This window comes from uncultured Granulicatella sp. (assembly GCF_963528195.1).
Lineage (GTDB): Bacteria > Bacillota > Bacilli > Lactobacillales > Aerococcaceae > Granulicatella.
In genome coordinates this window covers 19,628-32,346 of sequence record NZ_CAURVN010000003.1, presented here as the reverse complement: position 1 = coordinate 32,346, position 12,719 = coordinate 19,628, and the positions used below count along the sequence as shown (strand labels likewise).

Annotated in this window: 13 protein-coding genes and 5 pseudogenes; 15 read left to right on the top strand and 3 right to left on the bottom strand. The window is 32.3% G+C overall.

Annotated features, from left to right (window positions below; all coding sequences use genetic code 11):
- Positions 1 to 97: 97 nt before the first annotated feature.
- Both RWR88_RS01755 and RWR88_RS01750 read right to left on the bottom strand, forming a co-directional pair.
- Positions 98 to 655, bottom strand: a complete 558-nt coding sequence (locus RWR88_RS01755; protein ID WP_314450323.1) for a DUF6036 family nucleotidyltransferase — start codon at positions 653 to 655, stop codon at positions 98 to 100.
- Positions 648 to 932: a hypothetical protein gene (locus RWR88_RS01750; protein ID WP_314450321.1), complete on the bottom strand. Its 285-nt coding sequence runs from the start codon at positions 930 to 932 to the stop codon at positions 648 to 650. The genes RWR88_RS01755 and RWR88_RS01750 overlap by 8 nt, the downstream gene beginning before the upstream one ends.
- Before the next feature lie 170 nt (positions 933 to 1,102).
- Between RWR88_RS01750 and RWR88_RS01745 the strand changes: the two genes are divergently transcribed.
- The 14 genes and pseudogenes from RWR88_RS01745 to RWR88_RS01680 all read left to right on the top strand — a co-directional run.
- Entirely contained in the window at positions 1,103 to 1,390 is a 288-nt protein-coding gene (locus RWR88_RS01745) for a hypothetical protein (RefSeq protein WP_314450319.1), read from the top strand.
- 93 nt (positions 1,391 to 1,483) lie between these two features.
- Positions 1,484 to 2,863, top strand: coding sequence for an MATE family efflux transporter (locus RWR88_RS01740; RefSeq protein WP_314450317.1), 1,380 nt, complete (start codon positions 1,484 to 1,486; stop codon positions 2,861 to 2,863).
- A gap of 98 nt (positions 2,864 to 2,961) precedes the next feature.
- Positions 2,962 to 4,341, top strand: a complete 1,380-nt coding sequence (locus tag RWR88_RS01735; RefSeq protein WP_314450315.1) for a deoxyguanosinetriphosphate triphosphohydrolase — start codon at positions 2,962 to 2,964, stop codon at positions 4,339 to 4,341.
- A 215-nt stretch (positions 4,342 to 4,556) separates the two neighbouring features.
- A pseudogene (locus RWR88_RS01730) lies at positions 4,557 to 4,891 on the top strand (23S rRNA (uracil-5-)-methyltransferase RumA); the annotation flags it as partial.
- Between the two features lie 274 nt (positions 4,892 to 5,165).
- Positions 5,166 to 5,753, top strand: coding sequence for a site-specific DNA-methyltransferase (locus tag RWR88_RS01725; RefSeq protein ID WP_314450309.1), 588 nt, complete (start codon positions 5,166 to 5,168; stop codon positions 5,751 to 5,753).
- A complete protein-coding gene (locus RWR88_RS01720) occupies positions 5,734 to 6,168 on the top strand; it encodes a DNA (cytosine-5-)-methyltransferase (RefSeq protein ID WP_314349487.1) in 435 nt (144 codons plus the stop codon). The genes RWR88_RS01725 and RWR88_RS01720 overlap by 20 nt, the downstream gene beginning before the upstream one ends.
- Before the next feature lie 4 nt (positions 6,169 to 6,172).
- A pseudogene (locus tag RWR88_RS01715) lies at positions 6,173 to 6,262 on the top strand (site-specific recombinase); the annotation flags it as partial.
- A 153-nt stretch (positions 6,263 to 6,415) separates the two neighbouring features.
- A pseudogene (locus RWR88_RS01710) lies at positions 6,416 to 6,523 on the top strand (DUF1413 domain-containing protein); the annotation flags it as partial.
- A 171-nt stretch (positions 6,524 to 6,694) separates the two neighbouring features.
- Positions 6,695 to 7,063, top strand: a complete 369-nt coding sequence (locus tag RWR88_RS01705; RefSeq protein WP_314450306.1) for a metalloregulator ArsR/SmtB family transcription factor — start codon at positions 6,695 to 6,697, stop codon at positions 7,061 to 7,063.
- A 145-nt stretch (positions 7,064 to 7,208) separates the two neighbouring features.
- A complete protein-coding gene (locus tag RWR88_RS01700; protein WP_003145146.1) occupies positions 7,209 to 7,430 on the top strand; it encodes a cation transporter in 222 nt (73 codons plus the stop codon).
- A 15-nt stretch (positions 7,431 to 7,445) separates the two neighbouring features.
- Positions 7,446 to 9,290: a heavy metal translocating P-type ATPase gene (locus tag RWR88_RS01695; RefSeq protein ID WP_314450304.1), complete on the top strand. Its 1,845-nt coding sequence runs from the start codon at positions 7,446 to 7,448 to the stop codon at positions 9,288 to 9,290.
- Between the two features lie 675 nt (positions 9,291 to 9,965).
- Complete coding sequence (aac(6'), locus tag RWR88_RS01690; protein ID WP_006702359.1) at positions 9,966 to 10,394, top strand: aminoglycoside 6'-N-acetyltransferase; 429 nt, start codon at positions 9,966 to 9,968, stop codon at positions 10,392 to 10,394.
- Between the two features lie 120 nt (positions 10,395 to 10,514).
- Positions 10,515 to 10,619 (top strand): annotated as a pseudogene (locus RWR88_RS01685) (phosphotransferase family protein); the annotation flags it as partial.
- A gap of 79 nt (positions 10,620 to 10,698) precedes the next feature.
- Positions 10,699 to 11,112: pseudogene (locus tag RWR88_RS01680) on the top strand (peptidase M42); the annotation flags it as partial.
- A gap of 56 nt (positions 11,113 to 11,168) precedes the next feature.
- On the opposite strand, the gene RWR88_RS01675 reads toward RWR88_RS01680, so the two are convergent.
- A complete protein-coding gene (locus RWR88_RS01675; RefSeq protein ID WP_314450303.1) occupies positions 11,169 to 12,014 on the bottom strand; it encodes a DegV family protein in 846 nt (281 codons plus the stop codon).
- A gap of 152 nt (positions 12,015 to 12,166) precedes the next feature.
- Between RWR88_RS01675 and RWR88_RS01670 the strand changes: the two genes are divergently transcribed.
- Positions 12,167 to 12,718: a DJ-1 family glyoxalase III gene (locus RWR88_RS01670; protein ID WP_314450302.1), complete on the top strand. Its 552-nt coding sequence runs from the start codon at positions 12,167 to 12,169 to the stop codon at positions 12,716 to 12,718.
- Position 12,719: the final 1 nt, after the last annotated feature.

Sequence of the window (12,719 nt, the reverse complement as noted above, 5' to 3'; positions counted from 1 at the left end):
AAGGCTGTTCAACAAATCCTGTTGGTGAGAAATTACCAACAGGATTTTTTACATGCAAAAAAGACAACTTCTAAATGAGAAATTGTCTTTAGGGTGATTAATAATATTTTTGAAGTTGTTCTTGGTTTTCTTTGAAAAATTCCTCTAACCAGTCAATGCCGTATGCGTAGCTAAATCCTTCTAATAGAATTGAAAAATCAATGATAGAAAAGCCCATTTTTTTCAAGGTATCAAAGGTTTCGAAAGGGGAATGGAAGTTTTTAAATTTAATAATCATCCCGATATCTTTTAAATCTTGCTCTCGAGCGCTCATTGTTTTCATTCCGAGTACATATTCAATTGGTGCAACTAGTACGGTTAGGTGAGTAAAGGAGTACAAGGTTTCGCATAAGTCTAATGGAGGTTGTTGATTCATATTTGCTACATTATTGTTGAGCCATAGTTCTTCTTGAGTATTCAGATTAAACTTTTGACCTACACGAGCAATCATTTCATTGATATGATGATTTTCTTCATAAAAAGCATCTACATCTTGAGTAGCTCGCAAGCCATGATATTCTAACACATAACCACCAACACAAATAATTGTTAAAGAAAGATTTTTTTGAGTTAATTCTTGGTTTAAGGCTTCAAAGACAGGTTTCATTTTATCCATGTTTGTATTTCTCCATTAATTTTTGAACATTCGTTAATTTAGCGGGTTTATTTAATGAAATAACATATTCATGAGTAGGGCTATGTTTTTGTATAGCATATTTTAAACTCACTTTTTGAAAATGGGTAAGTTCTTTGGAGTTTAATAATTTCTCGATATCTTCCTCTGTTAAATAAGAATGGTCTTCAAAAATAACTTTACGTAAATATCGAAACCAGTGACTCGCATTAAAACGTGACTGTTTGGATGCGTTTATCATATAATCGTACCATTCCATAATTTCCCTCCTATAAGAAATAGACTCAATCTTTGTAGTTAATTATAGCTGAAGCACTTATGAGTGTAAAGTTTGGGGAAGATCTTTATAGTTCACAAATGTGCTATTCATTGTTTATTAATAAATGGTATTATAATAAGGTATCTGATAAATAGAAGGGAATAACATTTATGGAAGTAGAAGATTTAGTATTTAATGTAATTGAACAAAATCCAGAACGATTTGATAAATTGTTACAAAAATTGGGATATCAAAAAATGACAATGTGCAAGGAAAACTTAACAACAAAAGAAATGTGTGAACAATTAGGGATTAATTACAGTTCTTGGACAAAAAGTGATGTGAGAAATCATCCAGAGATTGTTAGATTACGAGATACGACTATTTCAAGGAACCATATTTACAAATCGAGTAGTTTAAGTATCATAGAAAGAGTTTGGAAAAATAGAAAAAGATAACTATTATTCATATAGAAAAAATATTTCATTGACATATTTATTTAAACAGCCTTACAATATTTTTGTTTGTAGTAATAAAAAAGGAGTTCGTTCATGACAACTATTGAAAACCCGATGGGAACGCAGCCCATCAAAAAATTATTGATGCAATTAGCGATTCCCGCAATGATTGCTAATGTCGTCAATGCCTTATATAATATTGTGGATCAAATTTTTATTGGACAAGGAGTCGGGTATTTAGGAAATGCTGCGACGAATATTGCTTTTCCAATTACAACGATTTGTTTAGCATTAGGATTAATGACAGGAGTAGGGGCTGCATCTAATTTTAATTTAGAATTAGGTCGTAAAGAAGTCGAGAAGGCTAGAAAAATTGCAGGAACAGCGGTTGTTCAATTAATCGTGATGGGAATTGCATTTTGCCTGCTTGTTCAAATATTCTTAGCATCTTTAATGCAATTATTTGGAGCAACGGATCAAATTTTTGATTATGCCATGGAGTATTCTCGAATTACGGCGTATGGAATTCCGTTTTTCTTATTTTCAACAGGATTTAATCCGCTTGTTCGTTCAGATGGAAGAGCGACTTTTTCAATGATGGCGATAATTGTCGGAGCTGTTTTAAATACGGTATTAGATCCAATTTTTATTTTTGTATTTCAAATGGGAATTGCTGGAGCAGCTTGGGCAACGGTGATCAGTCAAATGGTTTCAGCATTATTATTATTTGCTTATATTCCAAAGTTTCGTTCCGTGAAGTTTCAATGGGAAGATTTTATCCCGCATATGAAGCAAGTAGAAGCAATTGCTGCTCTAGGATTGACTTCATTTATTTTTCAAATATCAGCCTTAATTGTACAAATTGTGTCGAATAATTTATTGAAAACATATGGAGCTATGTCTATTTATGGAAGTGAAATTCCAATTGCAGTTGGTGGAATTGTTTCTAAAGTATTTGTTATTTTTATTGCGCTAATTATTGGAATGACGCAAGGAGTTCAGCCGATTGTCGGATATAATTATGGGGCAAAATATTACGAGCGAGTACGTCAAACGATTTTTCTAGCATTAAAAATAGGATTTGGACTTTCATTTGTTACTTGGGCAGTGTTTGAAATTTTTCCTTTACAAATTATTCAATTATTCGGAAATGGAAATGATTTGTATTTTGAATTTGGAGTTCGTTATATGCGTTACTTTATGATGTTTTTATTCATTAATGGAATAACGATTTTAATTACAACATTTTTCCCAGCAATTGGAAAAGCAAAAACGGGAGCATTTTTATCATTAGCAAGACAATTATTGATTTTATTACCTGTCATGTTATTGATGACTTATATTTTTGGAGTAGAGGGGATGATGTTTGCTACTCCTGTATCAGATGTCATTTCTTTAGTTCTTTGTCTGTTTTTCTTTAAACGAGAATTACATGATATTCATATGAAAGAAGAATTGATTTTATCCAAATAATTATTAGAGAGTGAAGTAGTCGAATACTTTGCTCTTTTTTCTTTCTAAGATGGAAATGTTTCGTAAATTGGTTTAAGATAGAGGAAAGGAGTGATGACATGGAATGGAAAACTTTATTGGCAACTACTCGTCTTTCAGATAAAGATTCAAACCATCGTAACGAGTTTGATGATGATTATAAAAGAATTGTAACAAGTCCTGCTTTTAGACGATTACAAGATAAGACGCAAGTATTTCCATTAGAAAGATTAGACTTTATTCATACAAGGTTAACACATTCTTTAGAAGTAGCAATGATTGCAAGAACATTAGTGAGTGAAATTGTACGATTGTTGCAACAAGATTCATTGACCGAAACAGATTCCAGCAAACAAGAAATGATTGAGCATCAAAGTGATATTGCTCGAATTGTGGAATGTGCAAGTTTATTACATGATATTGGCAATCCTCCGTATGGACATTTTGGAGAAGATATTATTCGTCAATGGTTTAAAAAAAATTTACCACGAATTTTAGCAGAACATTCAGATGTAGCAGATGAATTTTTAGCAAGCCCCTATGTACACGATTTTTATCATTTTGAAGGGAACGCTCAATCACTAAGAATTATATCGAAATTACATGATTTTAAGGGGAATTTTGATGGATTAGATTTAACTCCTGCAACGATTAATACGATTTTAAAATATACAAGAGCTTCTAATCAGCCAAAAACAGAGAAAATCACTTCAAAAAAAGTAGGATTTTTCAGATCTGAAGAGGATATTTTCCGTCAAATTACTTCGATTACTGGAACAGGAGAAAATCGACATCCATTGACGTTTATTTTAGAAGCTGCAGATGATATTGCATATTTAATTGCAGATATGGAAGATGCTATTGGAAAAGGTGTTTTAAGATTTGCTGTTGTAAAAGAGTATTTACTTACGGTATTAAAGGAAGATAAAACTTCTTCGCATTCAAAAAAAGTCGTGAAAATATTAGAAACCATTGATGAGGAAATTTTTAGTATTAATCAATTTTTTGTCGATTTAAGAACAATGTTAATCGATGCAGCGACGGAGTCTTTTGTTCTTCATTATGAGAAGATTATGAATGGAGAGTATCAAGAAGATTTATTAACGGACTCTAGTGCGCATGAATTATATACGCATTTAAGAAAAATTTCTGAAGATAAAATATATGATCATAAAAGTATTTTACGTTTGGAAATTTCAGGTTATTCTACTTTAACGTATTTATTAGATAGTTTTGTTCCACCATTAGTAGCCTATGATACAAACCGTCGATTAGATTATGTTGATTTGAAGAAAATTGGCATCATTTCTGAAAGTCAAAAACGTTCGTATCATTATTTTGCAGAAGGTAAATCTGAAGTGGAAAAATTATATTTACGCTTATTATTGGCAACTGATTTTATCTCAGGAATGACTGATAGTTATGCGCATCAACTTTACCGAGATATGGTAGGAATTTAGAAGTTATTTGAAAGGAATTTAGGATGAATCAAACAATAGGATTTTTATAAGAATTATTAGCAGTCCCTTCTCCAACGGGATATACAGTAGGAGTACAAGAGTATTTAATGAAAACTCTAGAAAAATTAGGATACCCTTATAAAAGAACACCAAAGGGAAATATTATCGTAACGGTAGAAGGGAAGGACAACACGAGTAGGCGTGTTGTAACGGTCTACGTTGAGACGGTAGCACTTTTGTCCAAACTTGATGTCGATAAGCACATAAGTGTTGAAATTGAGTTGGATGAGATGGATTTGACAAGTGCGGAGAGTAAAGCAACATATGCTCAAATCAAAGAATATGTTTGGAATAAATTTCAATTAAAAGTTTCAACATTATATATTGCACAGATAAAAAGTAAATGTGGAATAGAATTACGAGAACATTACAACAAGTCAAAAAAGGAGAAACAAATTATTCCATAGTGTACACCTTAAAAAGAAGAAGCCATCATGGATGCTTTGAGACACTTCAAAATGATTTAATAGAAAAGAATGATAGCATATGACTTTCTGCATTTATTACATTCCTACTTGGTATTGGAACGGCGTTGTTGTATATCATTATGGTGTTCTGCTTATTTTGGGCGTTAGCTTCTTTTATTGCAAGTTTAAGAGATTTTTAGAAGTGTAAGTTGAATGATTGGTAAAATAGCAGGTATATATCTCTAAGTGTTATAATATATTATTAAGATGAAATATATTAGTTATTTAAAGATAAGAGAAACGAACGGGCAGAGGGGGGAAATTAAAACAAAATTATATTAAAAGAATACGCTAATTATGAAACTGGGATTTGTTATGAATCCCAGTTTAATTTTTATAATTGGATTATTGGAAAGACCATATGATATTGTTTTTAAAGAATTAAGTAGGATACTTAAGAATGGTGCTTCCATGATAGTTTTTATGTCAATATTAAGGGTTGAAACTCTTGTTGAAATAGTAAATGAATTTGGTTTTTATTATAAAACCACTGGAATTTGGCACAAAACAAATCCAATACCTAGAAATATGAATTTACATTTTGTTAATTCAAATGAGTGCTGGATATATTTTACTTATAAAACAAAAACAGGAACATTCAATAATAAAGGTAAATTGGTTCTAGACTATATTGAAACATCTGTCACGACTGCTAGGGAAAAGAAATTAGGTAAACATCCAACACAAAAGCCAATTATATTATTCGAACATTTTATAAGATTGCTTTCTAATGAGGGCGATTTAGTAGTAGATCCATTTCTAGGAAGCGGTTCTTCTGCAATTGCAAGCTATAGATTAAATAGAAATTTTATCGGTGTTGAATTAGAAGAAAAATATGCTAAATTAGCGAATATGAGGGTAGAAGATGAAAAGACAAGTTATTGATTTGTTTTTTGGAGTTGGTGGACTATCTAAAGAATTTTTCGACTCAGGATTTGAAATTGTTTTAGCAAATGAAGTTGACTATTCTATAGCTAATTTTTATAAAAAAAATCATCCTAAAGTGAAAATGATTAATGAAGATATTTCAAAATTAGATATTGATGATGTTTTTAATGAGTATAAAAATATAGACGTAATTGTTTGGGGACCACCTTGTCAAGGATTTTCTCAAAAAGGGAAAAGAAAAATAATGGATGATCCACGTAATTTTTTATTTAAATATTTTTTTGAGGTAGTTAGTGTTGTTATACCGAAGTATTTTGTGCTAGAAAATGTACCCAACATATTAACTGCAAATAACGGACATTTTAAAGACGAAATTTATAGCTTATGTTCCAGTAATGGTTACACGTTATGATGATATCCTAGTAAGGAAGATTATCCAGAATGTTAGTGTTTATGATGACCACTTTGTAATATGCTTTAAATCTGGAATTGAAATGGAAGTATGATTTAATACTAATATAAACCGTCAATTAAGAGTTAGGTTCTCTTGATTGGCGGTTTTTGCATTGACTTTTACATGATTTATACATGTGATATTATCAAAAATGTTGTTTATAAGGTTATTGATAAGGAGTTGACCACATGAGTGATGTAATAAGCTGTTATATGAAGCTATTAAAGAAACCGAAAACTTGTACGAAGGAGAAGTCTTTATTTTTAAGGAATTGTTTAAAGGATATGTATGGAACAGGATACCGAGAAAGGACTGTACTAATGTCTTAGTAGATGTTTTTGAGATATTTTAAATAATAAAAAAACACTTGAATAAATGCTCATATAACTATTGACACAAGAAAAAAGTAATAATATAATAAATATACAACGTATGAGTGCTTGTTCAAGTAATCAGGTGAAATGATTTAAAAAGAGGTGATAATATGACTAAAAAATTTAATTCAATTGAAAGATGTGAATGCAATGTAATTCATGAGGATATTGTAAATCAAGTTAGAGATAAAATGCCTCAAGAAGAAAGCCTTTATGATCTAGCAGAATTATTTAAAGTATTTGGAGATTCAACACGAATCAGGATATTATGGGCTTTACATGAAACTGAAATGTGTGTTTGTGATATCGCTGTATTACTTAACATGACACAATCAGCAATTTCCCATCAGCTGAGAGTCTTAAAACAAGCTAATTTAGTGAAAAACAGAAAAGAATGCAAAGTAGTATATTATTCATTAGTTGATGATCATGTAAGAGAAATATTTGACCAAGGTCTAATTCATATCAACGAGAAGTAGTAATGCGGTAGAATAGAATATTTTTTGAAGATATTTTGGCATATATTTAAGTCTTCATTTCAAATGAGCAATGCTTCAAGAAAATTTGAAAAAGACTTGTAGTATTCAAAATAAAATTACAAATAATATTTAGGAGGATTTAATAATGAAAAAGAAATTTATACTTGAAGGTTTAGATTGTGCAAATTGCGCGGCAAAAATGGAAAAGGCTATTAATGAGCTTGATGGAGTGAAAGAAGCTACTGTTAACTTTATGACCACAAAACTCGTTATTGATGGTGAGGATGAAAAAATGCCAACAATAATAGCAGAGGCCGAAAAAATAGTTAAAAAAATCGAACCCGATACAACTATGAAAAAGGCTTAAAGGAGGCTATTTAGTATGACAAAACGACTATGGCGAATAATTATTGGTGCAGCCGTGTTAGCTACAGCAGTATTGCTTAGTTTAAATAACGAATGGTTACAGATTGCTCTCTTTATAATAAGTTACATTATTGTAGGTGGAGATGTTGTAAAAAGAGCTGTAAAAAATATTTTTAAAGGTCAAGTTTTCGATGAAAATTTTTTAATGAGTATTGCAACAATTGGTGCATTTTTTATTGGTGAGTATCCTGAAGGTGTTGCAGTTATGCTGTTTTATCAAGTTGGAGAACTGTTTCAAAGCTATGCAGTTGGCAAGTCGAGAAAGTCAATTGCAAGCCTTATGGATATTCGACCAGATTATGCAAATGTTAAAAAAGGTGATGAACTTGTCAAAGTTGACCCAGATGAAGTACAAATTGGAGATATTATTGTAATTAAAGCAGGAGAAAAAATTCCTCTTGATGGCAAGGTAATTGAGGGAAGTTCAATGATTGATACATCGGCACTAACAGGCGAATCTGTTCCTCGTGAAGTAGAAGTTGGAAGTGATATCCTAAGTGGGTGCATCAACATTAATGGGGTTATTACAGCAGAGGTTACCAAGGAATTTGGAGAATCTACTGTAAGTAAAATTCTTGATTTAGTTGAAAATGCAAGTAGTAAAAAATCCAATTCAGAACAATTTATTACGAAGTTTGCGAGATATTATACACCGGTTGTCGTTATAATTGCAGTTTTTCTAGCTATTATACCACCTCTTGTTATAGACGGGGCGACTTTTAGTGATTGGATATATAGAGCACTAGCATTCCTTGTGGTATCCTGTCCGTGTGCTTTAGTTATTTCAATTCCTTTGAGTTTCTTCGGTGGAATAGGTGGAGCCTCAAAAAAAGGTGTTTTAGTCAAGGGTAGTAATTATTTAGAGGCATTAGCAGAAACTGAAATTGTTGTTTTTGATAAAACTGGAACACTAACGAAAGGTGTATTTAATGTACAGGAAATTCATCCAGAAGGAGTTTCCAAAGAAGAACTACTAGAATTAACTGCACATGCGGAAAGCTATTCCAATCATCCGATTTCACTTTCACTGAAACGTGCATATAGCAAAGAAATAGACAATGGACGTATTTCAGATGTAGAAGAGATATCAGGTCATGGTGTTATTGCAACAGTAGATGGCAAAAAGGTTATGGCAGGAAATATCAAACTTATGAAAATGATGGATATCCCTTATTTCAAGGGAGAGCTGATCGGTACTATTGTACATGTTGCTGTTAATAACAAATATATAGGTTACATTGTAATTGCCGATGAGGTAAAGGAAGATTCAGCACAAGCAATCAAGGAACTTAAGGCAGCTAATATTAAACAAACAGTTATGTTGACAGGTGATAATAAAAGTATTGGTTCAAAAGTTGCTAAAGAGCTTGGTCTTGATAAGGTTTATGCAGAACTGTTGCCAGCAGACAAAGTTGAAAAACTAGAAGAATTATTTTCGCAAAAATCTAAAAAAGGTAAACTTGCCTTTGTTGGTGACGGAATCAATGATGCACCTGTATTAGCTCGTGCAGACATTGGAATAGCAATGGGTGGTTTAGGTTCTGATGCGGCCATTGAAGCTTCTGATGTTGTAATTATGACTGATGAACCATCGAAAATTGCTACTACAATGAAGATTTCTAAAAAGACACTAAAAATTGCACATCAAAACATAGTATTTGCAATTGGAATAAAAATAATTGTTCTTATTTTGAGTGCTTTTGGAATAACTACTATGTGGGCAGCTATATTTGCAGATGTAGGTGTAACTATCATCGCAGTATTAAATGCTTTTAGAGCTTTGAATGTAAAGAATCTATAAACTATTTTTCCTATTCACCCCTTGAATGATACCGATAATTGACGATACAATCAAGGGGTATTTTTTAATTTAAAAACTATAAATGAAAATTGGTTGGGATTTACCTTGAATTAAATGGTTTTAAATATATGGAGGTTATGTAATTGAAAGTTATTGATGAATGTTGCTGTGAATGTATCACACAAAATTTAAATAGAACAAAGGAGAATTGAATCAAGTCATTCCTATGAAAGAACACATATAAAATCAATTTAGGCAACCGAAGCTTTAGTAGATGCTTATTTAAAAAGTGAATTAGTATAATAAAAACGACTCTTATGTACGATAACCTTATGCCATTGATAAAAAGCTTATAGACCTGTTTCTACTTACAGACAAGACTACTTAGCATACATAGTGTTCACTTGTTTCATGTTGAGGTGGTATCACTGCTTGTACGAGCTGAGGCATTAGCGAAGTAGAAGTAGATGCTCCGCCAATGGGATAGGACTCGTAGAATAAGGAGAAACACCGACGAGATGATACGGTAAGTTCGAACCGCTGAGTGTGTGGCTCTGCTCTTCCAAGCTGAGACAGTCGAAAAGTAGAAGGGGATGGTATTGGTATCAATCAATGAGCAACAAAGTAACAGCATGATTCGAAACATTTGCTTGTAATTTGAGGAGGAACATCAATATGGATGGAATAACAAATGATTATATAAAAACGGCTAAACTAATGAAACAATTATGGCCCCGATTGTCTGATAAAGAAGCTATTGATGAAGTAAAAAAATATACGAATGGCAAAAATACTGCAATCTTTACTGAAGTTGAAGGTGACACAATTGTAGGTCTAGCACTATGTTCACTCAGATTTGATTATGTTGAAGGTTGTAAATATAGTCCTGTTGGATTCTTAGAAGGGATTATTGTCGACGAGGAATATCGTTTAAAGAATATTGCTAAAAATCTCTGTACAAAATGTGAGGAATGGGCGAAAAATAAAGGATGTAAGGAGTTTGCAAGTGACTGTACTTTAACGAATACGGATTCTATAATATTTCATCTCAATATTGGATTTCAGGAGGCAAATAGAATTATTCATTTTAAGAAGAATTTATAATTTCAGAACGTGGTAAAAATTTATGTATCTTTAGGAAGTGTGAAAGAATGGACGGACTACGAATTACTTTTCATTAGTTAAGAATATAATAATGTTGTAAAGTTAATCGAGGAGTGATTGATGAAGATTATTAGTAAAGTAGCCATAAATAAAAGCTGGTCAGATGATAAAAAATATTGTGTGACAGATCAAAATCAGCAAAAATATTTCTTGTGTATTTCTGAACTATAAAATATTTTAATTCTAAAGTTTAATTTTAAACAACAATTCTATTACTTTCGTTCTATAATATAGAAGTTTGCTAACACCACATTTTATGTTTAGTTGTATTGAAGAAACAGGAACAGGGGCGAATAGTAGTATTCCTGAAAATGCTGTGGAATTTTTAGCAGTCGATATGGGTGCAATGGGGGATGACCAACAAACAGATGAATATACGGTTTCTATTTGTGTAAAAGATGGTTCTGGTCCTTATAATTATACGCTACGTCAACATTTAGTAGACTTAGCAAAAGAAAAAGAAATCAACTATCGATTAGATATTTATCCATTTTATGGAAGTGATGCTTCAGCTGCCATGCGTGCAGGAGCAGATGTCAAACATGCTTTACTAGGAGCAGGAATTGAATCAAGTCATTCCTATGAAAGAACACATATAAAATCAATTCAAGCAACCGAAGCTTTAGTAGATACTTATTTAAAAAGTGAATTAGTATAATAAAAACGACTCTTATCGTTTGATAGGAGTCGTTTATTTTTTATGATAGAGTTTTATTAATGAGTTTCATATCCCATTAAAATACCGCCTTGTTCAGCATAGTAGCTACATAATCCACTAGTAGGATACGCTTGAACATCGGCATTAGGGAATTCAACATGAATCGCTGTTGTAATCATGGCGCAAATTTCAGGGTTGTCGCAATGACTAATCGCCACACGTCCACCTTGATAATTATTTTTCTTCATTTCATCCCAAATGGCAGTAACAGCACGCTTTTGTCCACGTGGTTTATGGAGTAACTCTAATGTTCCTTCTGTACTAGCTTGTCCAACCATACGAATATTTAATAATCCAACAACACGCCCAACTAATTTGCTAAGACGACCATTTTTAACAAGATTATCAACACTTGCTAGAGCAAATAATAATTTTGTTTTTGAATGGTAATTATGAGCTTTCTCAACAACTACTTCAAATGAAGGATCTTCTTTGATGAAGTTTGCAATGGCTTGTGTGAGTAATACCATTTCTCCGCTGGCTGATAAGCTGTCGATAATTTCAATGTTTGCTTCAGGATGTTTTTCTAAGTACATTTTTTTCGCTAATTGTGCACTATTATGGCTTCCTGATAAAGTACCAGTAATCGTTACGACAATAATATTGTCGGCACCTTCAAATGATTGTAAATAGCTCTCAGGGCTTGGACAAGATGAAGAAGTTTTTCCTTCATAGGCATACATTTTTACCATCATTTGATCAATTTCTAATGCTTCATTATCAATAAATTCTTCCTCACCTACATGAATCGTTAAAGGAACATTAATGTAAGTACAATGCTCAGGTAGAGATTCTAAGTGTTTAATATCACAACCAGAATCTGTAATAATTTTCCAAGTCATTTGTTTCCTCCTAGGGGTTATATTTTCAATTAATGAGTTCAATATACTGAGAAAAAAGGGAATTGTCAATGGATAACTGAAACGCTACCACTGTTGAAAATAAGAATAAAAATCGGTAAAATGGAAAGGAAGAAGAACAAGGAGGAGTTCAAATGAAACGAGCAGCCATTGTATTGACAACAGGTTTTGAAGAAATTGAGGCAATAGCGCCAATGGATATTTTACGTCGTGCAGGAGTAGAAGTCGATATAGTTGGAGTAGATGCTAAAGTAGCGACAGGTTCACATAATTTAACGATTTCAACAGATAAAGAATTAGTAGAGGTTATGAATGAGTTATATGATATTGTAATTTTACCAGGTGGGATGCCAGGGGCAAAATTATTAAAAGAACACCAATCGGTACAATATTTTGTAAAACTTCATTATGATGCAGGTAAAATCATTGCAGCTAATTGTGCTGCACCGATTGCCATTGAAAATTCTGGAGCGTTAAAAAATCGTCATTACACTTGTTATCCTGGATTTGAAAAACAAATTGTTGATGGTACTTATACAGGGAATTTTGTTTATCAAGATGGTCGAGTGATTACGGGTTCGGGGCCCGCAGCAGCATTTGAATTTTCTTATACAATTGTCGAGGCTTTGGGGATTGATGCAGCACCACTTAGAGAAGCGATGGGGTATAATCGTTTAGTACAATAAA

What these genes read in the sequence shown, in the direction of transcription:
- RWR88_RS01740 (WP_314450317.1), top strand. Translation starts at nt 1,484, where the DNA reads ATGACAACTATTGAAAACCCGATGGGAACGCAGCCCATCAAAAAATTA.
- RWR88_RS01700 (WP_003145146.1), top strand. Translation starts at nt 7,209, where the DNA reads ATGAAAAAGAAATTTATACTTGAAGGTTTAGATTGTGCAAATTGCGCG.
- RWR88_RS01720 (WP_314349487.1), top strand. Translation starts at nt 5,734, where the DNA reads ATGAAAAGACAAGTTATTGATTTGTTTTTTGGAGTTGGTGGACTATCT.
- RWR88_RS01675 (WP_314450303.1), bottom strand. Translation starts at nt 12,014, where the DNA reads ATGACTTGGAAAATTATTACAGATTCTGGTTGTGATATTAAACACTTA.
- RWR88_RS01750 (WP_314450321.1), bottom strand. Translation starts at nt 932, where the DNA reads ATGGAATGGTACGATTATATGATAAACGCATCCAAACAGTCACGTTTT.
- RWR88_RS01725 (WP_314450309.1), top strand. Translation starts at nt 5,166, where the DNA reads ATGAAACTGGGATTTGTTATGAATCCCAGTTTAATTTTTATAATTGGA.
- RWR88_RS01735 (WP_314450315.1), top strand. Translation starts at nt 2,962, where the DNA reads ATGGAATGGAAAACTTTATTGGCAACTACTCGTCTTTCAGATAAAGAT.
- RWR88_RS01695 (WP_314450304.1), top strand. Translation starts at nt 7,446, where the DNA reads ATGACAAAACGACTATGGCGAATAATTATTGGTGCAGCCGTGTTAGCT.
- RWR88_RS01745 (WP_314450319.1), top strand. Translation starts at nt 1,103, where the DNA reads ATGGAAGTAGAAGATTTAGTATTTAATGTAATTGAACAAAATCCAGAA.
- RWR88_RS01670 (WP_314450302.1), top strand. Translation starts at nt 12,167, where the DNA reads ATGAAACGAGCAGCCATTGTATTGACAACAGGTTTTGAAGAAATTGAG.
- RWR88_RS01705 (WP_314450306.1), top strand. Translation starts at nt 6,695, where the DNA reads ATGACTAAAAAATTTAATTCAATTGAAAGATGTGAATGCAATGTAATT.
- RWR88_RS01755 (WP_314450323.1), bottom strand. Translation starts at nt 655, where the DNA reads ATGGATAAAATGAAACCTGTCTTTGAAGCCTTAAACCAAGAATTAACT.